Consider the following 21,680-nt stretch of genomic DNA (forward strand, 5'->3'; position numbering starts at 1 on the left):
CCGTCGGCGTATCACCGCGCCTCACGAAGTCGCACGCCGCTCCAGCCGGAAGAGCCGGATCTCCCGCTCCACCCGCGCCTGGTAGGTGGCATACGGCGGCCAGAACGCCAGCGCCACCCGCCACACCTCCTCCCGTTCCGCGCCCTCCAGCAACCGGGCGCGCACCGCGATGTCGTGGCCCTTCCAGTTGATGACCGCGTCGTCCGGATGGGCCAACAGGTTCGCGGTCCAGGCAGGATGACCCGTACGGCCGAAGTTGCTGCCGATGAGAACCCACGTCCCGTCACCGTGCTCCGGGGTGGGCATACAGGCCAGTGGGGTGGTCCGCAGTTGCCCGCTCCTCGCCCCGCGCACCGTCAGGATCAACCCCGGCAGCATCTGCGCGCTGAGCAGCACCTTGCCGCGGGTGAGACGGTGGACGGTGCGGTCCATGGCCGGTATGACGTGCGGGGCGATCCTTGCGAAGGTGCGGGTCGAGGACACCTTCTGGATCAGCCGGACTCCGGGTGCCATCAGACCGCCACCCCCATCCGCGGCCCGTACCCGTGCCCCTGCGCCTGTCCCTGCCCGTGCCCCTGGGCGTCCTGCGTGAAGAGCCCGGCCTGCTCGGCCGCGTGGTCGCGCAGCCGGTGGACCGGCCCGAAGAGCAGTTCGTCGGCGGCGGCCCGCTTGAAGTAGAGATGCGCCTCGTGCTCCCAGGTGAAGCCGATCCCGCCGTGCAGCTGGACGGCCTCGGCGGTGGTGATCCGCAGGGTTTCCAGCGCCTGGGCGAGCGCGAGCCCTCCGGCCGTCGGGTCCCAGGCCGCGTAGTACGCCGCAGACCTGGCTGCCTGCACCCGCACGTACAGATCGGCCAGCCGGTGTTTCACGGCCTGGAAGGAGCCGATGGCCCGGCCGAACTGCTCGCGCGACTTGACGTACTCGACGGTCCGGTCGAGTGTGCTCGCCGCGGCTCCGACCGCCTCCGCCGCCAGTACGGCGGCGGCGGTGCGTCCGACGGCGGCCAGGGCGCCCGCCGGGCCGGCTGCATCGACCGTGTCGTCCGCGCCGAGCAGTTCCGCGGCGGTGTCGCGCAGCTCGACGCGAGCCAGCGGCCGGGTCTCGTCCAGCGAGGTCTGCCGGGTGCGGGCGAGCCCGGTCGCCGTGTCCGCTCGGACGAGGAAGAGGAGCGTACGGCTGCGCGGGAAGCCGCCCGTGTGGGCCGCGACCAGCAGCAGTCCGGCGCTGTGCCCGTCGAGGACCCGCGCGGCCTCCCCGTACAGCCGCCACCCCTCCGGTCCGGGCCGGGCCTGCACGCCACCGGCCCGCCCGCCGCCCGCCCAGGCGCCGCCGGTGGTGTCGCCGGTGAGACCGAGAGCGGTGGAGAGCGAGCCTCCGGGGGCGGCGAGGGTCGCGGTCAGTTCACCCGCGGCGATGCGCGGCAGCAGGGCGGTGCGCTGGGCCTCGGTGCCGAGTGCGGCGATCAGAGGAGCGGCGAGCGCGGCGGTGGCGAGCAGCGGGGACGGCAGCAGGGCACGGCCGGTCTCCTCGCAGGCGACGGCGAGTTCGACGGGCCCGCAGCCGACTCCCCCGTACTCCTGCGCGAGCGCGAGCCCCGGCAGCCCGAGGTCCTGGGCGAGTTGCCGCCACAGGGCCCCGTCATATCCGTGCGCGGTCCGCACCGCGCTCCTGACCTCGCCGGGTCCGCAGCGTTTGACCAGCAGTTCGCGCAGGGTGCGGCGGATCTCGTCCTGCTCCGCGGTGAAGGCGGCGTCCATCGTCGGGCTCCTTCCCCTCAGGGGCCGTAGGCCTCTGATCTGACGGGTCGTCATGCTAAGCGTGATGTTGCGAGAAACCCAGAGCCGCGCACGTGCTCGCGGACCCCCTCCGTCATATCTGATGTACCGTCAGATCCATGCCTTCCTCACGCTCCTCCCGCCCGCGCAAGGTCGCTGCCGTCGGCATATCCCTCGCGGACTGCGGACGCGTCGACGGCCCCACTCCGTACGCCCTGCACGCCCAGGCCGCCCGCCGGGCGCTCGCCGACTCGGGTCTGGACCGCTCGGTCGTCGACGGCTTCGCCTCCGCCGGACTCGGCACACTCGCCCCGGTCGAGGTCGCGGAGTATCTGGGCCTCAAGCCCACCTGGGTGGACTCCACCGCGGTCGGCGGTGCGACCTGGGAGGTGATGGCCGCCCATGCCGCCGACGCCATCGCGGCCGGCCGCGCCGACGTCGTACTGCTGGTGTACGGGTCCACCGCGCGCGCCGACATCCGGGCCGGGCGCCGCACGTCGAACCTCTCGTTCGGCTCGCGCGGCCCGCTCCAGTTCGAAGTGCCGTACGGGCACTCGCTGATCGCCAAGTACGCGATGGCCGCCCGCCGCCATATGCACGAGTACGGGACGACGCTGGAGCAACTCGCCGAGGTCGCCGTCCAGGCGCGCGCGAACGCGGCGGCCAACCCGGACGCGATGTTCCGGGACCCGATCACGGTGGACGACGTCCTGTCGGGCCCGATGATCGCGGACCCGTTCACCAAGCTGCACTGCTGCATCCGCAGCGACGGCGGGTGCGCGGTACTGCTGGCGGCCGAGGAGTACGTACCGGACACGGCGAAGGACCCGGTGTGGATCCTCGGCACGGGCGAGTACGTCTCGCACTCCACGATGTCCGAATGGGACGACTTCACGGTCTCCCCCGCCGCGGTCTCCGGCCGGCTGGCCTTCGGGCGTGCCGGGGTACGGCCCGCCGACATCGATCTGGCGCAGATCTATGACGCCTTCACCTACATGACGCTGGTGACGCTGGAGGATCTGGGGTTCTGCGCGAAGGGCGAGGGTGGCGCGTTCGTCGAGAAGGGCCGGATCGGTCGGTCCGGCGAACTTCCGGTGAACACCGACGGGGGTGGGCTTTCGGCCTGTCATCCTGGGATGCGCGGGCTCTTCCTCCTGGTGGAATCCGTCCGCCAGCTCCGTGGTGAAGCGGGGAAATGGCAGGTCAGAAGGGCGGACGGCAGCTTTCCAGAGCTGGCCGTGGCCTCGGGAACGGGTGGCTGGTTCTGTTCCTCGGGCACGGTTGTGCTGGGACGGGGCTGAGAAGCCCGAATCCCAGGCAGGCGCTGCCTGAAAGCGCTCTCTCTATAACTTTTTGACCCGGGCACCTCAAACCTCTAGGTTCTGGCGTCCAGGCTCGGTCCAGGGAGGACGGGCCACCTTCGTCCTTGGGGGGACAACATGCACTGGTATCTCGATGTCCTGAAGAAGTACGCGGTGTTCAGCGGCCGTGCGCGCCGCCAGGAGTTCTGGATGTACGCGCTGTTCAACGCCATCGCCGCCATCATCGCGGTGGTGCTCGACCTGGCGCTCGGCACGTTTCCGATCATCATCGCGATCTACTACCTCGCCGTGCTTCTGCCCAGCCTCGGTGTCTTCGTGCGCCGCCTGCACGACACCGGCCGCTCCGGCTGGTGGATCCTGTTCGGGATCATCCCGGCGGTGGGCGGGATCACTCTGCTCGTCTTCTCGTGCCTCGAGGGCGAGCGCAGCCAGAACGCGTACGGCCCCGACCCGAAGTCGGGCTACGCCGCGGCCTAGTAGGCCCCGCCGTCCGGCCGTCCGGCGGCACGCATGACCGCATGACCGTGCGCTCACCGCTCTGAGCGCACACCACACAGGGCGTCGCCCGGCAACCCACTGCCGGCCGACGCCCTGTGGGCGTCCGGCCACAGCCGCGCTCCCGGGACCGTCATCCCCACGCGGCCCTCGGCGCCGAAGAACTCGTCCGCCTCGCACCACCGCGGACCTCCCCGGCGCCCCCTCGCCCCGGCGGGCATGATGGGGCCGCATGACCGATGTGACGCCTGATCCGCACTCCGCCCAGCAGGCCTTCCGGGACCTCCTGCACGCCCAGCGCGTATGGGACGTCGAGCTGCCCTCGTTCGATCCCGCCGCCGCGCCCCGCACCCCGCTTCCCCTCTTCCACGCCTGGTTCGCCGAGGCGGTGGCCGCCGGACAGGCCGAGCCGCACACCATGACGCTGGCCACCGTCGACGCCGAGGGGCACCCGGACCTACGGACGCTGATGCTGCACGACGCGGACGAGCGTGGCTGGCACTTCGCCACGCACGCCACCAGCGCGAAAGGCCGCCAGCTGGCCGCGCACCCGCACGCGGCGCTCGGCTTCTACTGGCCCGCGCAGGGAAGGCAGGTGCGGGTACGAGGTCCGGTCACCGCCTGCACCCCCGCCGAGAGCCGAGCCGACCTGCAGGTCCGCTCGACCGGGGCGCTGGCATCGGCGCTGGTGGGACGGCAGAGCGAGGTGCTCGGCTCGTACGAGGAGCTGCACCGCGCCTCCGACGCCGCCTGGGAGCGGGCACAGGCGGAACCGGGGGCGGACGTGGCGAGCTGGACGCGGTACGTGGTCGAGCCGCGCGAGGTCGAGTTCTTCCAGGGTGACGCGAGGCGGCGCCACATCCGGCTGCGCTACCGCCGGGACGGCGGGGCGTGGGAGCGGGAGCTGCTCTGGCCGTGACCGGCCCCCGGCCCGCCTCGCTCACTCGCTCCATCCGGTTTCGTGGTGTTTATCGGGTTCCGACGGAAAAGGAGCACTATGGGAGACAGGTGAGTTGCTGGAGGCTTTCCATGACACGAACCCGTTCCCGCTATGCCCCCGACCACGGTCTGACCACGCGCATGGTCACCACCATGTTCCTGATCGGACTGCTGTACGTGGTGCTGGTGGGCGTGCTCCTGGCGGTGCTGCGGGGCGCCTGGCCGATCATCCTGATCTTCACCGGCGGTCTGTTCATCGCCCAGTTCTGGTTCAGCGACCGCATCGCGGCATTCAGCATGGGTGCCCGCGAGGTCACCCCGGAGGAAGCACCCGAGCTGCACGGCACCATCGACCGGATCTGTGCCCTGGCGGACATGCCGAAACCACGGGTGGCCATCGCCCGGTCGGACGTACCGAACGCCTTCGCCACCGGCCGCGGCGAGAAGACCGCACTCGTCTGCGCCACCACCGGGCTCCTGCGCAGACTCGAACCCGAGGAGCTGGAGGGCGTCCTCGCGCACGAGATGTCGCACGTCGCCCACCGGGACGTCGCCGTCATGACGATCGCCTCGTTCCTCGGCGTCCTGGCCGGCATCATCACCCGCGTCGCCCTCTGGGGCGGCCTCTCCCGCAACCGCAGCAGCGACCCCGTCGGCATCGCGATCATGCTGATCCCGTTGATCAGCGCCGCCGTGTACTGCCTGAGCTTCCTGCTCACCCGGCTGCTCTCGCGCTACCGCGAGCTCTCCGCCGACCGCGCCGCCGCCCTCCTCACGGGCCGCCCCTCCGCGCTCGCCTCGGCGCTCACCAAGGTCAGCGGTCAGATGGCCAGGATCCCGACGGAGGACCTGCGGAAGGCGGAGCCGTACAACGCCTTCTACTTCGTCCCTGCGTTCTCCTCGAAGGAGAGCCTCGGCCGGCTGCTCTCCTCCCACCCGACCCTCGAGCAGCGCCTCGACCAGCTGGCCCGGATCTCCGTCGAACTCGCCCGCCCGTAAGGAACCAGGGAGTCCGCAGTGGGTCTTCTCGACACCATCCTCGGCCGCAGCAAACCGGTCCGCCCCGACCTCGACCAGCTCTTCGCCGTACCGTCCGCCGCCCTCACCCTCCAGGCGGGCGCCGGCTTCATCCCCACCGGTCTCGGCTCGGTCTGCTTCGCGGGAGTGGAGGGCGGCACCTTCGCCCGCATCCGGCAGGACGTGGAGGAACTGCTCGACGCGGACACGGACCGGGGCGGTATCCCGGTGGAGTTCAGCCAGGACTCGTACGGCTACACCTGGCTGCTCTCCCGCCGCTCACCCGACGACGTGGCCGCTCTGGTCAACGACCTGCACGCGGTCAACACCCTGCTCCAGGACGGCGGCTTCGGCCCGCAGTTGCTCTGCTCACTGATCGGCTTCCGGGACACCGAAGGGCGGTCTCTGGCGCTGGTCTACCTGTACAAGCGCGGCACGTTCTATCCGTTCGCCCCGGTGCGGGGCGGGGCCGAGAAGCGCGACAACCAGTTGGAGTTGCAGATCAGGGCGACACTCGGGGACGACCTGCGGGTCGAGAAGGATCTCTCCCGGTGGTTCCCGGTCTGGGGGGCGCCCGGACTGTGAGCCGTTCCCTATCATCAGGTTCATGACTGCTGAGCGCCCGAACTCCGTCAGCCGGCTGCGCGCTTCCGACGCCGACCGTGAAGCGGTGGTGGACCAGTTGAGGGAGGCCGCGGCCGAGGGCCGTATCGACCTCGACGAGCTGGACACCCGGCTGGGCCAGGCGCTGGTGGCCAAGACCTACGCCGAGCTGGCGCCCCTCACCGCCGATCTGGGGCCCGCACCGCAGGACGCGGGGAAGCCGCTGGTCCTCAAGGGCGGCATCCACGGCGCGGTGCGCACCGGGCGCTGGAAGGTGCCCGCGCACATCGATGTGGACGGCGGCATGGGCGGCGCCAAACTCGACTTCACCCTGACCGACTGCCGGCTGCGCGAGATCGAGCTGGAGGTCAACGGGCAGATGGGCGGGGTCAGGATCATCGTCCCGGCGGGCTGGGCCACGCAGACCGACGAGGTCGATCCCGGCATGGGCGGCTTCAAGGACCGCACCAGGGACGAAAGGCTCCCGGGCACCCCACTGATCCGCGTCACCGGCACGGGCGGCATGGGTGGTGTGGTCATCCGCCACCCCAATGTCTGGGAGCGGTGGAAGCTGCGGCGCGCCCTGCGGCGCAGCAAGTCGTTCTGAGCGGGAGCGGCCGATCCGGGGCCGTCTCACGGCCGGAAGACCGGGACCGCCTCGCCGCCCTCCTCGTGCCTGAAGGTGACACGTAGTTCCATGCCGATAACGAGGTCGGACTCCGTGCAGTCGACGATCTCCGTCATCATGCGCGGCCCTTCGGCGAGGTCGACGACGGCCGCCGTGTACGGGACGCGGGCGCCGAACGGCGGCAGGTCGTTCCGATGGACGACGGACCAGGTGTAGAGCGTGGCGCGGCCGCTCGCCCGCTCCCAGGTGACGTCCTCGCTCCAGCAGCGCGGGCAGAACTCGCGTGGGTAGTGGTGGGCCTTGCCGCAGGCGTGGCAGCGACGCAACAGCAGATGTCCCTCGGCGGCCGCGTCCCAGTAGGGCCGGGTGAAGTCGTCCGGTTCGGGCAGGTCGAAGCGGGGGGCGGCCGTGGTCATCCGAAGAGTCCGATCGCATGGTCGAGGGACCAGACCTGCCAGGACACGGCGAAGAGGGCGACGAGGGAGATCAGCGCCATCATCGCGTTCTGCCCCTGCTCGGCCCAGTCGTGGATCATCAGCACCAGGTAGAGGAGGTTGAGGACCAGTCCGCCGAGGAGCGCGACGGGTGTCAGGAAGCCGGCGACCAGGCCCAGACCCAGGGCGAGTTCGGCGTGGACGACGAGGTGGGCCATGGCCTTGGGGCGGGGTGCGACGATCCGCTGGAAGCCGGTCCGCACCGCAGCCCATCGGTGCTTGCCCGCGACGTCCGCCGCCCAGGCGATGCCCGTACCGCGCTCGAACCAGCCCTTCTTGTCCTTGTGCCGCCAGCTCTCCAGCCACCACAGGCCGAGCCCTATTCGAAGGACGGCGAGCCACTCGGCTCCGCCGAGCCAGATCGTCTGCATCGAGGCCCCTCCCACCGAACGGATCTGACGGTACGTCAGTTCACCTGATCCGGCACCGCTGCGCAAGAGGTGCGCGGCACGCGGACCGGACTCACACACTCGTGATCAATTCGCAATCGATTCCGGTCTTGACCGAGACCCATCAAGTAATCGGGCGATTACGCTCCGATCCATGCCCAACAGCACCTCCACCTCCGGCAGTAGTCCCATGCCCGCGCCCGCCCCCGCGCCCACCGACCTCACGGAACACCGGCCCGTCTACGTCGTCGGCGGCGGCCCCGGCGGTCTCGCCGCCGCGGCAGCCCTGCGCGAGCAAGGGATACGGGCCGTCGTGCTGGAGAAGTCCGGAAGCGTCGGCGCGTCCTGGCGCGGCCATTACGACCGGCTGCACCTGCACACCACCCGACGCTGGTCCGCGCTGCCGGGGCTCGCGATGCCCCGTCGGTTCGGACGCTGGGTCTCCCGCGACCATGTGGTGCGCTACCTGGAGAAGTACGTCGAACACCACGAGCTGGAGGTGGTGACCGGCGTCGAGGTGACCCGTGTGGACCGGGCGGCCGACGGCACCGGGTGGCAGCTGACCGCGACCGGCGGCCGGGTGCTGACCGGGCGGGCCGTCGTCGTGGCCACCGGCTTCAACCACACCCCCCGGATACCGGACTGGGCCGGCCGCGACTCCTTCACGGGCGAGCTGGTGCACGCCCGTGACTACCGCAACCCCGCCCCGTACGCGGGCAAGGACGTCCTCGTCGTCGGGATCGGCAACACCGGCGCGGAGATCGCCGTGGACCTGGTGGAGGGCGGCGCCTCCCGGGTACGGATCGCGGTACGCACCGTTCCGCACATCGTGCGCCGCTCGACGGCGGGCTGGCCCGCGCAGGCGACCGGCATCCTGGTCCGCAGACTGCCGGTGCGGCTGGTCGACCGGGCCGGCCGGCTGATGGCCAGGGCCGCTGTGCCCGACCTCGCCGAACACGGTCTGCCGCGCCCGGACACGGGGCTCTACTCACGGGTCAAGGAGGGCGCCATCCCGGTCCAGGACGTGGGGCTGATCGACGCGGTGCGGGGCGGCCGCGTGGTGCCGGTGGCGACGGTCGACTCGTTCGACAAGGACGCGGTCGTGCTGGCCGACGGGACCCGGATCACCCCGGACGCGGTGATCGCGGCGACCGGCTACCGGCGGGCCCTGGAACCGTTGGTCGGACACCTCGGCGTGCTGGACGCCCGCGGCCGGCCGGTGGTGCACGGCGGCCGCGCACCGAAGCAGGCACCCGGGCTCTACTTCACGGGGTTCACCAATCCGATCAGCGGCATGTTCCGCGAAATGGCCCTGGACGCACGGAAGATCGCCAGGAGGCTGGCGAAGGACCCCGGCCGTCTCCGCCCCTGAACCGGGTCGCTTCCGGCCCTCCGTCACGGCCTCGCGACGCGCTCCGCCCTCGCTCGGTCCCGCCGACCTGGTGGCCGGTGCACGAAGAAGGGCCTCCACAGCGGTGGAGGTCCTTCTCGCTTCTGCCGGTGCCTACTCGGTGAAGACGAAGTACTTCCAGGCTCCGCGGGTGGTGGCGCTCACGGTGCCGCCGGAGGAGGCGTCGACGTACGCGGGGCGCATGCGCATCCGGTAGCCGGTGTCGTGGCCGTTCCGGTCCGGTGTCGGCGAAGGCGTCGCCCGCGACACGGCGACCGTGACCTCGGCCGACACCGGCGCGTGCGTGGCGTCACCTGCGTAATGCGCGGCGTAGGGGCGGCCCTGCGATCCGGGTCCGACGCGCCGTCGACTCCAGGACCACGGGCGCTCGAAGGGGCTGTCGACCCGCCGGAGGTCCGGCGAGCCTTTGCCTTCCTACCCATTCCTGACGGAGCGTCAGTTCAGTAACCTGACATGGCGTCAGCTAATTGGATACGGGCGCCCCGAAGCCCGGACGAACCTCTAGCAGGAGTGGGCGGAACGATGCTTGGATCGACTCACGGCACCCTCACCACACACTTCCGCGCCCGGGTGGTGGCCTGCGGCGAGGAGCCGCACGCCGCCGTCCACAGCATGACGGCCGCCGCCGCGGAAGGCGATCTCGACGTCAGCGGCCGCCCGCTGCACGCGACCGTGCCCGACCTGGACCGGTTCTTCCGACCCGAGTCCGTCGCCGTCATCGGGGCATCCGACACCGAGGGCCGGCCCCGTACCGGCATCACCCGGCAGCTGGTCGCCTGGGCCGAGCGGGTCGGGGCACGCCTGCACCCGGTCCACCCCACCCGGGAATCCGTCTTCGGCCGCCCCTGCTCCCCTTCCGTCGCGGACCTGCCCGAGCAGGTCGATCTGGCGGTGCTGCTGGTCGGCGACCCGCTCCCGGTGATCGAGGAACTCGGGCAGGCCAAGGTGAAGTTCGCGGTCGCCTTCGCGTCCGGATTCGCCGAGACCGGCGAAGAGGGCGCCGCCGCCCAGGCGCGGCTGGCGGCCGCGGTGGAGCGGTCGGGGCTACGGCTGCTCGGGCCGAACACCAACCTCAACGCGTTCGAGGCATTCCGGGACGACCTCGACGGGCCGGCCATCGCCCTGATCACCCAGTCCGGCCACCAGGGCCGCCCTGTCTACACCCTCCAGGAGCTGGGCGTACGGCTGTCGCACTGGGCACCCACGGGCAACGAGGCGGATCTGGAGACCGCCGACTTCATCTCCTACTTCTCGCAGCGCCCCGAGGTCGGGGCCATCGCCTGCTACGTGGAAGGGCTCAAGGACGGGCGTTCCTTTCTGCTCGCCGCCGACCGGGCGGCACGGGCCGGGGTTCCGGTCGTGGCGGTCAAGGTGGGGCGTACGGAGACGGGGGCCAGGACGGCCGCGTCGCACACCGGCAAGCTGACCGGCGCCGACCAGGTGGTGGACGCGGCGATGCGGCAGTTCGGCGTGATCCGGGTGGACGGGCTCGACGAACTCCAGGACACCGCGGCCCTGCTGGCCCGGGCGCGGAAACCGCAGGCAGACGGGGTCGTCGTGTATTCGATCTCGGGCGGCACGGGCGCGCACTTCTCGGACCTGGCGACGGGGGCGGGGCTGAAACTCCCCACGCTGTCCGAGGACAAGCAGCGCGAACTGCACGAGTGGATTCCCGGCTATCTGAACGTGGCGAACCCGGTCGACAACGGCGGGCATCCGGTCGGCGACTGGCGCGGCCGGAAGATCATCGACGCGATCCTCGCCGACCCGGACGTCGGGGTGCTGATCTGCCCGATCACCGGACCGTTCCCCCCGATGAGCGACAGGCTCGCGCAGGACCTGGTGGACGCGGCGGAGACCACGGACAAGCTGGTGTGCGTGGTGTGGGGATCGCCGGTCGGCACGGAGGACGCGTACCGCACGACGCTGCTCGGCTCGTCGCGCGTCGCCACCTTCCGCACGTTCGGCAACTGCATCACCGCCGTGAAGGCCTATCTGGACCATCACCGGTTCGCCGGCTCGTACCGCTCGCCCTTCGACGAGGCGCCGCGCACGCCGTCGCCCTCGTTCCGCAAGGCGCAGGCCCTGATGCGTCCGGGCCACCAGCTGAGCGAGCACGCGGCGAAGCAGCTTCTGCGGGCGTACGGCATCCGCGTCCCCCGCGAGCAGCTGGTCACCAGCGCGGCGGCGGCCGTACGGGCGGCGGGCCTGGTCGGCTTCCCGGTCGTCATGAAGGCGTCCGGCGCGCGGCTGGCCCACAAGACGGAGCTCGGTCTGGTCAAGGTCGGGCTCACCTCCGCCAGCCAGGTCCGCGACGCGTACCGCGAACTGACCGACATCGCCCGCTACGAGGGCGTCGAGCTGGACGGCGTCCTGGTCTGCCAGATGATCGAGCGGGGCGTCGAAATGATGGTCGGCGTCACCCACGACGCCCTGTTCGGGCCGACGGTGACGGTCGGGCTCGGTGGCGTCCTCGTGGAGGTACTGCACGATGCGGCGGTGCGGGTGCCGCCGTTCGGCGAGGACCAGGCGCGGGCGATGCTCGGTGAACTGCGCGGCCGGGCGCTGCTGGAAGGCGTGCGCGGCGGACCTCCGGTGGATGTCGACGCGCTCGTCGAGGTCGTGCTGCGCGTCCAGCGGATGGCACTGGAACTCGGCGACGACGTCGCCGAGCTGGACATCAACCCGCTGATGGTGCTGGGGCGCGGGCAGGGCGCCGTGGCGCTGGACGCGCTCGCCGTCTGCCGCTGACCGCCCACGCCACCTGCCGAGGAGCCACCTCATGCCGTCCTCCCCCGAATACGCCCCCGGGTCCGCCGACCCGCTCGACTCTTCGGTACTCCACGCCACCGACAACGGCGTCTCATGGATCACCCTCAACCGCCCCGAGGCGATGAACGCCGTCACCTGGGACCAGCGGGAACGCCTCATCGCCCTCCTCGCCCGGGCCTCCGCCGACCCGGCGGTCCGGGCCGTCGTCCTCACCGCCACCGGCCGCGGTTTCTGCGCGGGCGCCGATCTGCGCGGGGCCCCGTCCACGGGCGACCGGATCCCCGGCGATGTGGCCCGCACCATCCGGCTCGGAGCGCAGCGTCTGATCGCCGCGGTCCTGGACTGCGAGAAGCCGGTGATCGCGGCCGTCAACGGCACGGCCGCCGGCATCGGCGCACATCTCGCGTTCGCCTGCGACCTGGTGCTGGCCGCCGACTCGGCGAAGTTCATCGAGGTGTTCGTACGCCGCGGCCTCGTACCGGACGGCGGCGGCGCGTACCTGCTGCCGCGTCTGATCGGACCGCAGCGCGCCAAGGAACTGATGTTCTTCGGCGACGCACTCCCCGCGGCGGAGGCGGAACGTCTGGGGCTGGTCAACCGGGTGGTCCCGGCCGAGGAGTTGACGGCAACGGCCCGCGCATGGTCGCTACGTCTGGCGGACGGCCCGACGCGCGCCCTCGCTCTCACCAAACAGCTGGTCAACGCATCCCTGGACGCCGACCGCGCAACGGCGTTCGCCGCCGAGGCGATGGCCCAGGAGATCAACATGACGACGCAGGACGCGAGCGAGGGCGTGGCGAGCTTCGTGGAACGCCGCACACCGAAGTACCGGGGGCTGTGACGATCCAGGCCCAGCCCGGCCCTTCTGATCTGACGACTCGTCAGCTTAACTGGGAGATGTGATGGGACACGCAGGCATGGCCGCCACCGCCGTCCGGTACCTCAGGTCCGTCGGCGCCGCCACAACCGCCGGGCCCGCACCGGTCGATCCACTGCCGCGCCCCGATCTTCGGGCCGTCGCCGACGACGAGCGGCTGCCCGTCGATCCGGCCGAGTTCCGGCGCGTACTCGGGCACTTCGCGTCCGGTGTCACCGTCGTCACCGCCCACGACCCGGACGACCCGGACGGCCCCGCGGGGTTCGCCTGCCAGTCGTTCGCCTCGCTCTCCCTCGACCCGCCGCTGGTCACCTTCATGGTCGCCCGCACGTCGACGACCTGGCCGCGCATCGCCCGCGCCGGGGCGTTCTGCGTCAACATCCTGGGGGCGGAGCAGGGCGCGCTGTGCCGGGGGTTCGCGGTGAGCGGGGCCGACAAGTTCACCGGGGTGACGTACCGGGCCGCTCCCGCGACCGGGTCGCCGCTGCTGGCCTCCGTACCGGCCTGGGTCGACTGCCGTATCCAGGCCGTCCACACGGGCGGCGACCATCTGATCGTGGTCGGGCGGGTGGAGGCACTGGGGGCGGCGGACGGGGTCGATCCGCTGCTGTTCCACCGAGGGACCTTCGGGCGCTTCAGCGGGTGAGTGCGCCCTTGTGTCCGGCGCCGCGCCCCGCCTTACGTCGCACCACTCGATCGCATCCCGAGTGATCTCCGAGTGAACCGGCTGACATGACGTCGTTGTGATGACGTGAGGTCGAGGAGAGCTGGAGCGATCTGCGGGCCGCAGCACTGTCGTCGCCCGAGGCCCGTGAGTCCTACGCCGCCACGCGAATCCTCTTCGGGCTGCGGAGTGCGGTGCGCGAGAGGCGCGAGGCCCTGGGGATGACGCAGGCGCGACTCGCGCGGGCTGCCGGGTTGCGACAGCCCGCCGTGGCACGGTTCGAAGCCGGCGGAACCATGCCCACGCTCCCCCTGCTCGAACGCCTGGCAGAGTCGCTCGGTCCACGCCCGCAGGTCGGTTTCGGACCACTCGACCGCCGGCCGAGCCGGTCACCGAGCGACCACCACCGGCTGCGGGGTCTGCGCCTGCCGCCGGATCACCAGCGCCATCAGCGCCGCGGTCGCGCACAGCGCCCCCGACGCGTACCAGACCATGTCGTACGAGCCGAACACATCGCGCGCCACACCGCCCAGGAAGGCCACCAGCGCCGCACCCACCTGGTGGGAGGCGAGGACCCAGCCGAAGACGATCGCGCTGTCCTCGCCGTACTGCTCTCGGCACAGGGCCAGCGTCGGCGGGACCGTGGCCACCCAGTCCAGGCCGTAGAACACGATGAAGAAGACCATCGGCGGGTGCACCGTCGGCGCCATCAGCATCGGCAGGAAGAGCAGTGAGATGCCCCGCAGCGCGTAGTAGACGGCGAGGAGCCGGCGGGCGTCGAAGCGGTCGGTGAGCCAACCGGAGAAGACCGTGCCGATGATGTCGAAGACCCCGATGACCGCGAGCAGCGAGGCGGCCGCCGTGATGGGCATGCCGTGGTCGTGGGCCGACGGCACGAAGTGCGTACGGATCAGGCCGTTGGTCGAGGCGCCGCAGATCGCGAACGTGCCCGCGAGCAACCAGAACGGTCCGGTGCGGGCGGCGTCGAACAGAACGCGTACGGTACGGGCCGCCGCTCCCCGGGCAGGCGCCGGCTTCTCCACGTACGCACCGCCGTAGGGGGCCAGGCCCACATCGGCCGGATGGTCGCGCATCAGCAGCCAGACGAACGGGACGACGACGAGCGCGGCCAGCGCGACGGTCACCGAGGCCGGGCGCCAGCCGTGCTCCTCGACGATCCAGGCGCACAGCGGCAGGAAGACCAGCTGGCCGGAGGCGCCGGCCGCGGTGAGGATGCCGGTGACCAGGCCGCGCCTGGCCACGAACCAGCGGTTGGTGACCGTTGCCGAGAAGGCCAACGCCATCGAGCCGGTGCCGAGGCCCACGAGCAGGCCCCAATAGATCATCAGCTGCCAGGCGGCCGTCATCCAGACACTGGCCAGGGCCCCCGCCGCGACCGTGGACAGGGCCACGACGACGACCCGGCGGATGCCGAACCGGTCCATCAGCGCGGCGGCGAACGGCGCGGTCAGTCCGTACAGCGCCATGTCGATCGACACGGCCAGCCCGATCTCCCCGCGCGACCAGCCGAACTCCGTGTGCAGCGGGTCGATGAGCAGGCCGGGCAGGGAGTTGAACGCGGCGCCGCCGATGATCGTCACGAACGTGACGACGGCGACGATCCAGGCACGGTGGATACGCAGGCGGGACGGCTTGCGGTCGACCGGGCGGCCGTCGTCCTGCGTGGGACCTGCGGCGGCGCTATCGGTTGTCTGGGTCACGTCACCCAGCATCCGGTCCCCGGGCATGTCCTCACGAGTGGCCCGAGGGACATGGTTCGCAGGGATCGGGCCACCGGGGAAGGCGTACGATCATCCGTCGGCCGGGGCGAACGCTCACCCGGCCGAATTGAGACGGACGAGCCGATCGAACCGGGGGATCTCATGCAATGGGTCGCACGTCAGCAGTTCCATCACCGTTCGGCACTGATGCAGGCGTGGGGTGCCGGGCTGCTGCTCGTCGCCGCCGGGCTCTGGATCTGGCTGGCCTTCCTGCTGAGGGATCAGGCGCAGGCGTACTGCTACCGCGTCACCATGCAGTGCACGGTGGTGTCGGAACTGCCCAAGCAGCTCACCGTCCTGGCAGTCTCCGGACCGCTGTCCGTCCTCGGCTCCGCGCTGCTCGTCGGTGGCAGTGTGCGCAGGCAGACCAGTTCGCACGTCCTCCAGGTCATCGAGATGCAGAAGTCCGAGGAGCGGGACCGGCAGAAGCGTTGACGGTCGCCGGCCCGGTCGATCGTGCGGCTGCCCGGGCACCCGCCACGCGGTGCACGGCCCAGGCCGCGCCCGCCCCCACGGCGTACCAGAACAGATCCGGCGCGTTGAACGTCGAGCCCAGCACCAGACGAGCAACCGTGCTGTGCCGGGAGAGTTCCCCGGGCACCCCGGTCAGCTGCAGCAGCTCCACCGCCCAGCTGAACGCCAGTGCGGCCCCGGCCGCCGTCAGTGGCCTCGTGCGGGGCGCGATCAGCACCACCAGGGCGTGGATCAGCACGGTGTAGAGCGCGTCCCCGGCGTACTTGGCCAGGTCGCCGGAGGCCGCCGCCCGGATTCCGAGCCCGGCCACGACCGTCAGCACCACCGCCCCCGCCGCGGTTGCCCGGCTCACCCGATCCGCTCCAGGCGGCGGATCGGGCGGGCCGCCAGCAGCACCCCCACCACCAGCGCGTTGATCACCGCTCCGGCCAGCAGCACTTCCGAAGCGCCCACCGCGTCCGCGACCGGTCCCGCCAGCGCGCGGCCCGCCGCCAGCATCAACAGGGAGCCCGCCACGTCGTAGGCGTGCAGCCGGTTCAGGGCCTCCGGCGGGACGTGCGTCTGGACGGTCGTCGACCACATCACCAGCCAGAACGCGAACACCGCACCGGCCACGAACTGCCCGGCCCCCAAAGCGAACACCGGCATCTCGAGGCCCAGCACCACCAGGTTCACGCACACCCCGGCCAGGGCCATCGCACCCGCCGCGAGCGGGCGCCGCGGTCTCAGCCGCAGTGCCAGCAGGCCGCCGACCACGCTGCCCGCGCCGTTCACCGCCATCATCACGCCGTAGGTGCCCGAGCCGTGCGCCTCGGTGACCTCGACCGCGGTCAGCGGGAGCATCGGGCCCATCACGGTGAAGCCGTACACCGTCCAGATCGCGATCACTCCCCACAGCCAGCTGCGCGCTCTGAATTCCCGCCAGCCGTCCACCAGTTCGGCGACGAATGTGCCGCGCGGCGCCTCGTCCGCCGGCCTCGGGGCGAGGCGCAGCAGGAAGAGACAGACGCCGGATACCGCGAACGTCGACGCGTTGGCCGCGTACACCGCTCCGGCGCTCGCCAGCCCGACCAGCAGCCCCGCGAAGGCAGGGCCTGCCATGGTCATCAGTGCCTCGGAGACCCGGAGCACCGCATTGCCGCGCTGCACGTCGAGCGACACCCGGGGCACCGTCGACGCGACGCCGGGCTGGAAGAGCGCGGCGCCGACGCCGGCCACCGAGCTCAGTGCGTACACCGCCCACAGCGGCGGGTTGCCGGTGGCGAAGGAGATGGCCAGCACGGTTGCCCCGACCAGTCGCAGCGCGTCGGCGATGATCATCATCCGGCGCGGGGTGAACCGATCCGCCAACACACCGCCGAAGAGCACGAAGAGCGCCAGCGGCCCCATCCAGGCGGCCAGCGCGAAACCCACGGAGGAATGCGGCCGGCCGGCTCCCAGCAGGCCCGCGGTGAGCGCCACGGGGATCATGCCGTCGCCGAAGAGTGCGGCGGTGCGGGCGATGAAGAAGAGCCGGAAGTTGCGGTTCCAGAGCTCGCTCCCCGGTCGGCCGTCGTCCCGTCGCGCAGCCAGGGACGGCAGGGAAGCCGTGGGGTCGAGGGAGGACGAAGGGGGTGGGGCGCTCTCGCGGATCGCGCCGGGAATGCACTCGTGCTCTGCTGACTTTTCCTTCACGTCAGTGACATGTATCAGTTTAAGGTCTATACCACTAGGGGTGAAGGGAGTCCGCCATGCGACATCGAGTCGTCGTCCTGGCCCTCGACGGGCTGCTCCCTTTCGAACTGGGCATCCCACAAAGGATCTTCGGCCTGGCACGCGGTTCCGAAGCCGGTGACCGAGGCCGGAATCTGTACGAAGTCGTGACCTGTTCCGTCCGCCCACCGGGACCGGTCACCACCGACGCGGACTTCACCATCACCGTCGAGCGCGGCCCCGAGGCACTGGCCACCGCCGACACGGTCGTCATCCCCTCCTCCCACGAACTCGGCCCCGTCTACGAGGAGGGCAGGCTGACGGACGCGCTGGCCACCGCGCTCGCGTACATCAGACCCGGCACCCGGCTCGTCTCGATCTGCACAGGCAGTTACGTCCTTGCCGCCGCCGGGCGTCTCGACGGACGCCCCGCCACCACGCACTGGTCGTCCGCCGACCACTTCCAGCAGCTGTTCCCGCAGGTCCGGGTCGACCCCGACGTCCTGTTCATCGACGACGGGGACGTCCTCACCTCCGCCGGGGTCGCCGCCGGGATCGACCTCTGCCTGCACATCGTGCGCCGCGACCACGGCACGGCCGTCGCCAATGACGTCGCCCGCCGCACGGTCGTGCCGCCGCACCGCGACGGCGGGCAGGCGCAGTACATCCGACGCCCCGTCCCCGAGGCACAGTTCGCGACCACGACGAGCGCGCGGGCCTGGGCGCTCGGGCGGCTCGACCGGCCGATCCTGCTGCGCGACATGGCGCAGCAGGAGTCGATGAGCGTACGGACGTTCACGCGCCGGTTCCGTGAGGAGGTCGGGATCAGTCCCGGGCAGTGGCTGACCCAGCAGCGGGTGGAGCGGGCACGGGGGCTGCTGGAGGCCACGGACCTGTCGATCGACCAGGTGGCACGGGAAGCGGGGTTCGGGACGGCGACGTCGCTGCGCCAGCACATCCAGGCGGCGTTGGGGGTGTCACCGACGGTGTACCGGCGGACGTTCCGGGCGGGAGTGGGCGGTCGTTGAGGGCGCGGACGCGGATGCGGCAGCCCTTAGAACACCAGCACGCCGCGCGCCACTCTCCCGTGGTGCGCGTCGTCCGCCGCCTTCGCGAAGTCCTCCACCGGATACGTCTCCGTCACCAGCTCGTCGAGGAGCAGCCGGCCGTCCCGGTACAGGTCCGCGTAGAGCGCGACGTCCCGCTGCGGGCGCGAGGAGCCGTACCGGCAGCCCAGGATCGACTTGTCCAGATACATCGACGAGACCAGGAACGACGCCTCCGCGGTCGCTGCCGGGACACCCAGCAGGATCGCCTGGCCGTGCCGGTCCAGGAGGTCGATCGCCTGTCGGATCAGTTCCGTTCGGCCCACGCACTCGAAGGCGTGGTCGGCGCCGGTCGGCAGGATCTCGCGCACGCCGTCCACCGATGTCAAGAAGTGCGTCGCACCGAACTGCCGCGCCACCGCCTCCTTCGCCGGGTTGGCGTCCACCGCGACGATCGTCAGCGCGCCCGCGATCCGCGCGCCCTGGATCACATTCAGCCCGATGCCGCCGGTGCCGATCACGACGACCGTGTCCCCGCGGTCGACCTTCGCGCGGTTGAGTACCGCTCCGACCCCCGTCAGCACACCGCAGCCGATCAGGGCGGCCGACGTCAGCGGGATGTCGGCGGGGATCTTCACCGCCTGCACGGCCTTGACGAGGGTCCGTTCGGCGAATGCCGAGTTGGAGGCGAACTGGTACAGCGGCTTGCCGCCCCGTGAGAACGGCTGCCCGGGCATCCCGATCGCCTTGCGGCACATCGTCGGCCTGCCCCGGTCGCACTGGGCGCACGCGCCGCAGCTGGCCAGCGTGGACAGCGAGACATGGTCGCCGGGCGCGACATGTACGACGCCCGCGCCGATCGCCTCCACCACGCCCGCACCCTCGTGCCCGAGCACCACCGGCAGCGGGAACGGAATGGTCCCGTCCACGACCGACAGATCGCTGTGGCACAGACCGGCGGCGGCCACCGCGACGAGCACCTCGCCGGGTCCCGGGGCACGTATCTCCAGGTCGTCGACGACCTCGGTCCGCTTGCCGTCGAAGACGACGCCTCTCATCTCGGCTCCCTCGGTAGGCCGAGCACCCGCTCGGCGATGATGTTCCGCTGGATCTCGTCCGAGCCGCCGTAGATGGTGTCGGACCGGGTGAACAGGAACAGGCGCTGCGCCTCGTCGAGTCCGTACGGTGTGGTGGGCGACCAGTCGTCCGGGCCGACGGCTCCGGCGGCGCCCCTGATCTCCACGGCCAGCTCGCCGAGCCGTTTGTGCCAGCCGCCCCAGAGCAGCTTGGCGACGCTCGGGGCGCCCGCGTCGCCGGAACCGCCCAGGGTGCGCAGGGCGTTCCAGCGCATGGTCCTCAGTTCGGCCCACTGCCGGACGAGCCGTTCGCGCAGTACTGCGTCGGCGACCGCCCCGCCGGCGACGGCGACCCGGACCACACGGTCCAGCTCGGCGGCGAAACCGATCTGCTGGACCAGGGTGGAGACGCCGCGCTCCACGGTGAGGAGCCCCATGGCCACGGTCCAGCCGTTGCCCTCGCCGCCGACCACCTCCTCGGCGAGCGCGCCGTCGAAGAAGACCTCGTTGAACTCGCTCGTACCGGACATCTGACGGATCGGGCGCACCTCGACACGGCCCGGCTGGTCCATCGGCACCAGCAGGAACGACAGTCCGTGGTGGCGCTGCGAGCCGGGGGTGGTGCGGGCGAGGACGAAGCACCAGTCGGCGTCCTGAGCCAGCGAGGTCCAGATCTTCTGACCGGTGACGACGTACCGGCCGGCGCCGTCCGGCACGGCGGCGGTCCGCACCCCGGCGAGGTCGGAGCCGGCGCCGGGTTCGCTGTAACCCTGGCACCAGAGTTCTTCGCCCCGGGCGACGGCGGGGAGGAACCGCTGTTTCTGCGCGTCGGTTCCGTACCTGATGAGGGTGGGGGCGAGCAGGTTCTCGCCGATGTGGCCGACGCGGGCGGGGGCGGTGGTGCGCACGTACTCCTCCGCCCAGGCGACCTGCTGGGTGAGGGTGGCGTGCCGGTTTCCGTAACCGGCTGTCCCGGTGTCCCAGCCGAGGCCGATCCAGCCGGCGCGCCCCAGCTCCTGCTCCCAGGCGCGGCCGCCCTCGGTGGCGCAGGGCTGTGTGAGGTGGGCGTCCAGCCAGGACCGGGCCTCCTGGCGGAAGGCGTCGTCCGCCGCGTCGAACGCGAAGTCCATGTCCACTCCTCGAGGTCGGGTGGAAAGTCCAGCCCCTCCGTCGATCGAGGAGCGGGGGCCGGGGCGGGGCCCCGGCGGGAGGTCACGCGTTGGGCCTCGCCTTCGCCGCCGCCGCGGCCGCCATCGCCTCCAGCTGCGCCAGCATCGGCATCGGATCCACCCCCACCGTCCCCGGCAGGAAGTCGGCGATCCGCTCCGGCGTCCAGGCCCCCTCCGCGTACCCCGCCCGCAATTCCCTCGGCTGCGCCCAGACCGCGATCTTCGGGCCGGCGATCGTGTAGACCTGACCGGTGATCTTCTCCTCACGGGCCCGGTCGCTCAGCAGGTAGACGACGAGTGCGGCCACGTCCTCCGGTTCGCCGATCTCCTTGAGCTCCATCGGGACGTTCGCGGACATCCGGGTTCGGGCCACCGGGGCGACCGCGTTCGCCGTGACGCCGTACTTGTGAAGACCGAGCGCCGCGCTCCGGACGAGCGAGATGATCCCGCCCTTCGCGGCGCTGTAGTTGGCCTGGGCGACGCTGCCCTGATGGTTGCCGCTGGTGAAGCCGACCAGCGTGCCGCCGCCCTCCTGCTTCCGCATGACCGCCGAGGCCGCCCGGAAGACGGTGAAGGTGCCCTTCAGGTGGGTGGCGACGACGGGGTCCCACTCCTCCTCGGACATGTTGAACAGCATCCGTTCGCGCAGGATCCCGGCCACGCACACGACTCCGTCGATCCGCCCGAACTGCGCCAGCGCCGTGTCCACGATCCGCTGTCCGCCCGCCATCGTGGAGATGTCGTCGGCGACCGCCACTGCCTCGCCGCCCGCCGCCTCGATCTCCTTCACGACGGACTCGGCTATCTCGCTGCTCGGTTCGCCGCCCTCGATGGAGACGCCGTAGTCGTTGACGACGACCCGGGCCCCCTGTGCCGCCGTGGCCAGCGCGACCGCTCGTCCGATGCCACGGCCGGCACCGGTCACGGCCACCACCTTGCCTGCCAAGAAGTTCCCCATGCCCGGCCCCTTCCCGCGGTTTCTGACGGACCGTTAGATTTTATGGGTAGTCGGCTCCGTCAGCACAAGACCGGCGACCCATCGATTCCAGGAGGCCC

23 protein-coding genes and 1 pseudogene are annotated in these 21,680 nt (G+C 71.4%); 13 read left to right on the forward strand and 11 right to left on the reverse strand.

The window, feature by feature from the left end; genetic code table 11:
* Positions 1-21: 21 nt before the first annotated feature.
* Both OG963_RS20740 and OG963_RS20745 read right to left on the reverse strand, forming a co-directional pair.
* Positions 22-513 (reverse strand): nitroreductase family deazaflavin-dependent oxidoreductase, encoded by a 492-nt coding sequence (locus OG963_RS20740; RefSeq protein WP_093778172.1) that lies wholly within the window; start codon positions 511-513, stop codon positions 22-24.
* Positions 513-1,757, reverse strand: a complete 1,245-nt coding sequence (locus OG963_RS20745; RefSeq protein WP_319324262.1) for an acyl-CoA dehydrogenase family protein — start codon at positions 1,755-1,757, stop codon at positions 513-515. The genes OG963_RS20740 and OG963_RS20745 overlap by 1 nt, the downstream gene beginning before the upstream one ends.
* A gap of 137 nt (positions 1,758-1,894) precedes the next feature.
* Between OG963_RS20745 and OG963_RS20750 the strand changes: the two genes are divergently transcribed.
* The 6 genes from OG963_RS20750 (at position 1,895) to OG963_RS20775 (ending at position 6,758) form a co-directional block, all read left to right on the forward strand.
* On the forward strand, positions 1,895-3,076 hold the full coding sequence (locus OG963_RS20750) for an acetyl-CoA acetyltransferase (protein ID WP_371799316.1): 1,182 nt from the start codon (positions 1,895-1,897) through the stop codon (positions 3,074-3,076).
* Positions 3,077-3,214: 138 nt separating this feature from the next.
* A complete protein-coding gene (locus OG963_RS20755) occupies positions 3,215-3,574 on the forward strand; it encodes a DUF805 domain-containing protein (protein WP_327422449.1) in 360 nt (119 codons plus the stop codon).
* Between the two features lie 250 nt (positions 3,575-3,824).
* On the forward strand, positions 3,825-4,511 hold the full coding sequence (locus OG963_RS20760; protein ID WP_319324258.1) for a pyridoxal 5'-phosphate synthase: 687 nt from the start codon (positions 3,825-3,827) through the stop codon (positions 4,509-4,511).
* A 110-nt stretch (positions 4,512-4,621) separates the two neighbouring features.
* Positions 4,622-5,530 carry a zinc metalloprotease HtpX gene (htpX, locus tag OG963_RS20765; protein WP_093778182.1) on the forward strand — a complete coding sequence of 303 codons (909 nt, stop codon included), beginning with the start codon at positions 4,622-4,624 and terminating at the stop codon, positions 5,528-5,530.
* A gap of 18 nt (positions 5,531-5,548) precedes the next feature.
* Positions 5,549-6,133 (forward strand): hypothetical protein, encoded by a 585-nt coding sequence (locus tag OG963_RS20770; protein WP_319740060.1) that lies wholly within the window; start codon positions 5,549-5,551, stop codon positions 6,131-6,133.
* A 22-nt stretch (positions 6,134-6,155) separates the two neighbouring features.
* A complete protein-coding gene (locus tag OG963_RS20775; RefSeq protein ID WP_093778186.1) occupies positions 6,156-6,758 on the forward strand; it encodes a DUF1707 domain-containing protein in 603 nt (200 codons plus the stop codon).
* 26 nt (positions 6,759-6,784) lie between these two features.
* Here the strand turns inward: OG963_RS20775 and OG963_RS20780 are convergent, their stop codons facing one another.
* Together OG963_RS20780 and OG963_RS20785 are read right to left on the reverse strand one after the other, a co-directional pair.
* Positions 6,785-7,195 (reverse strand): Zn-ribbon domain-containing OB-fold protein, encoded by a 411-nt coding sequence (locus OG963_RS20780; RefSeq protein WP_319324254.1) that lies wholly within the window; start codon positions 7,193-7,195, stop codon positions 6,785-6,787.
* Entirely contained in the window at positions 7,192-7,644 is a 453-nt protein-coding gene (locus tag OG963_RS20785; protein WP_093778190.1) for a DoxX family protein, read from the reverse strand. The genes OG963_RS20780 and OG963_RS20785 overlap by 4 nt, the downstream gene beginning before the upstream one ends.
* Positions 7,645-7,816: 172 nt before the next feature.
* On the opposite strand from OG963_RS20785, the gene OG963_RS20790 reads away from it, so the two are divergent.
* Positions 7,817-9,034: an NAD(P)/FAD-dependent oxidoreductase gene (locus tag OG963_RS20790; protein WP_319324251.1), complete on the forward strand. Its 1,218-nt coding sequence runs from the start codon at positions 7,817-7,819 to the stop codon at positions 9,032-9,034.
* Positions 9,035-9,166: 132 nt separating this feature from the next.
* Here OG963_RS20790 and OG963_RS20795 read toward each other — a convergent pair whose 3' ends face one another.
* Positions 9,167-9,346, reverse strand: coding sequence for a hypothetical protein (locus tag OG963_RS20795; protein ID WP_093778194.1), 180 nt, complete (start codon positions 9,344-9,346; stop codon positions 9,167-9,169).
* A 249-nt stretch (positions 9,347-9,595) separates the two neighbouring features.
* On the opposite strand from OG963_RS20795, the gene OG963_RS20800 reads away from it, so the two are divergent.
* The 4 genes and pseudogenes from OG963_RS20800 to OG963_RS20815 form a co-directional block, all read left to right on the forward strand.
* The gene (locus tag OG963_RS20800; RefSeq protein WP_093778196.1) at positions 9,596-11,824 is read left to right on the forward strand and encodes an acetate--CoA ligase family protein; all 2,229 of its coding nucleotides are present in this window, start codon (positions 9,596-9,598) and stop codon (positions 11,822-11,824) included.
* A 31-nt stretch (positions 11,825-11,855) separates the two neighbouring features.
* The gene (locus OG963_RS20805) at positions 11,856-12,686 is read left to right on the forward strand and encodes an enoyl-CoA hydratase/isomerase family protein (RefSeq protein ID WP_093778198.1); all 831 of its coding nucleotides are present in this window, start codon (positions 11,856-11,858) and stop codon (positions 12,684-12,686) included.
* 76 nt (positions 12,687-12,762) lie between these two features.
* On the forward strand, positions 12,763-13,368 hold the full coding sequence (locus OG963_RS20810; RefSeq protein ID WP_371800312.1) for a flavin reductase family protein: 606 nt from the start codon (positions 12,763-12,765) through the stop codon (positions 13,366-13,368).
* A 212-nt stretch (positions 13,369-13,580) separates the two neighbouring features.
* A pseudogene (locus OG963_RS20815) lies at positions 13,581-13,715 on the forward strand (helix-turn-helix domain-containing protein); the annotation flags it as partial.
* A gap of 60 nt (positions 13,716-13,775) precedes the next feature.
* Here OG963_RS20815 and OG963_RS20820 read toward each other — a convergent pair.
* Positions 13,776-15,107: an MFS transporter gene (locus OG963_RS20820; protein WP_371126475.1), complete on the reverse strand. Its 1,332-nt coding sequence runs from the start codon at positions 15,105-15,107 to the stop codon at positions 13,776-13,778.
* Positions 15,108-15,269: 162 nt separating this feature from the next.
* Here OG963_RS20820 and OG963_RS20825 point away from each other — a divergent pair, with 162 nt between their 5' ends.
* Positions 15,270-15,602 carry a hypothetical protein gene (locus tag OG963_RS20825; RefSeq protein ID WP_030926404.1) on the forward strand — a complete coding sequence of 111 codons (333 nt, stop codon included), beginning with the start codon at positions 15,270-15,272 and terminating at the stop codon, positions 15,600-15,602.
* Here the strand turns inward: OG963_RS20825 and OG963_RS20830 are convergent.
* Both OG963_RS20830 and OG963_RS20835 read right to left on the reverse strand, forming a co-directional pair.
* The gene (locus OG963_RS20830) at positions 15,556-15,993 is read right to left on the reverse strand and encodes a DUF2809 domain-containing protein (protein WP_093778200.1); all 438 of its coding nucleotides are present in this window, start codon (positions 15,991-15,993) and stop codon (positions 15,556-15,558) included. The genes OG963_RS20825 and OG963_RS20830 overlap by 47 nt on opposite strands.
* Complete coding sequence (locus OG963_RS20835) at positions 15,990-17,315, reverse strand: MFS transporter (protein WP_371799317.1); 1,326 nt, start codon at positions 17,313-17,315, stop codon at positions 15,990-15,992. Before OG963_RS20835 ends, OG963_RS20830 begins: the two co-directional genes overlap by 4 nt.
* A gap of 56 nt (positions 17,316-17,371) precedes the next feature.
* Here OG963_RS20835 and OG963_RS20840 point away from each other — a divergent pair, with 56 nt between their 5' ends.
* A complete protein-coding gene (locus OG963_RS20840; protein WP_093778202.1) occupies positions 17,372-18,361 on the forward strand; it encodes a GlxA family transcriptional regulator in 990 nt (329 codons plus the stop codon).
* A gap of 26 nt (positions 18,362-18,387) precedes the next feature.
* Here the strand turns inward: OG963_RS20840 and OG963_RS20845 are convergent, their stop codons facing one another.
* The 3 genes from OG963_RS20845 to OG963_RS20855 all read right to left on the reverse strand — a co-directional run bounded on the left by OG963_RS20845 (position 18,388) and on the right by OG963_RS20855 (position 21,582).
* Positions 18,388-19,437, reverse strand: coding sequence for a Zn-dependent alcohol dehydrogenase (locus OG963_RS20845; RefSeq protein ID WP_093931118.1), 1,050 nt, complete (start codon positions 19,435-19,437; stop codon positions 18,388-18,390).
* Positions 19,434-20,585: an acyl-CoA dehydrogenase family protein gene (locus OG963_RS20850; RefSeq protein WP_371799318.1), complete on the reverse strand. Its 1,152-nt coding sequence runs from the start codon at positions 20,583-20,585 to the stop codon at positions 19,434-19,436. The genes OG963_RS20845 and OG963_RS20850 overlap by 4 nt, the downstream gene beginning before the upstream one ends.
* Before the next feature lie 82 nt (positions 20,586-20,667).
* A complete protein-coding gene (locus OG963_RS20855) occupies positions 20,668-21,582 on the reverse strand; it encodes an SDR family oxidoreductase (RefSeq protein WP_030926414.1) in 915 nt (304 codons plus the stop codon).
* Positions 21,583-21,680 lie beyond the last annotated feature (98 nt).

Origin of the sequence: Streptomyces sp. NBC_01707, from assembly GCF_041438805.1 — a bacterium.
Taxonomy (GTDB): domain Bacteria; phylum Actinomycetota; class Actinomycetes; order Streptomycetales; family Streptomycetaceae; genus Streptomyces.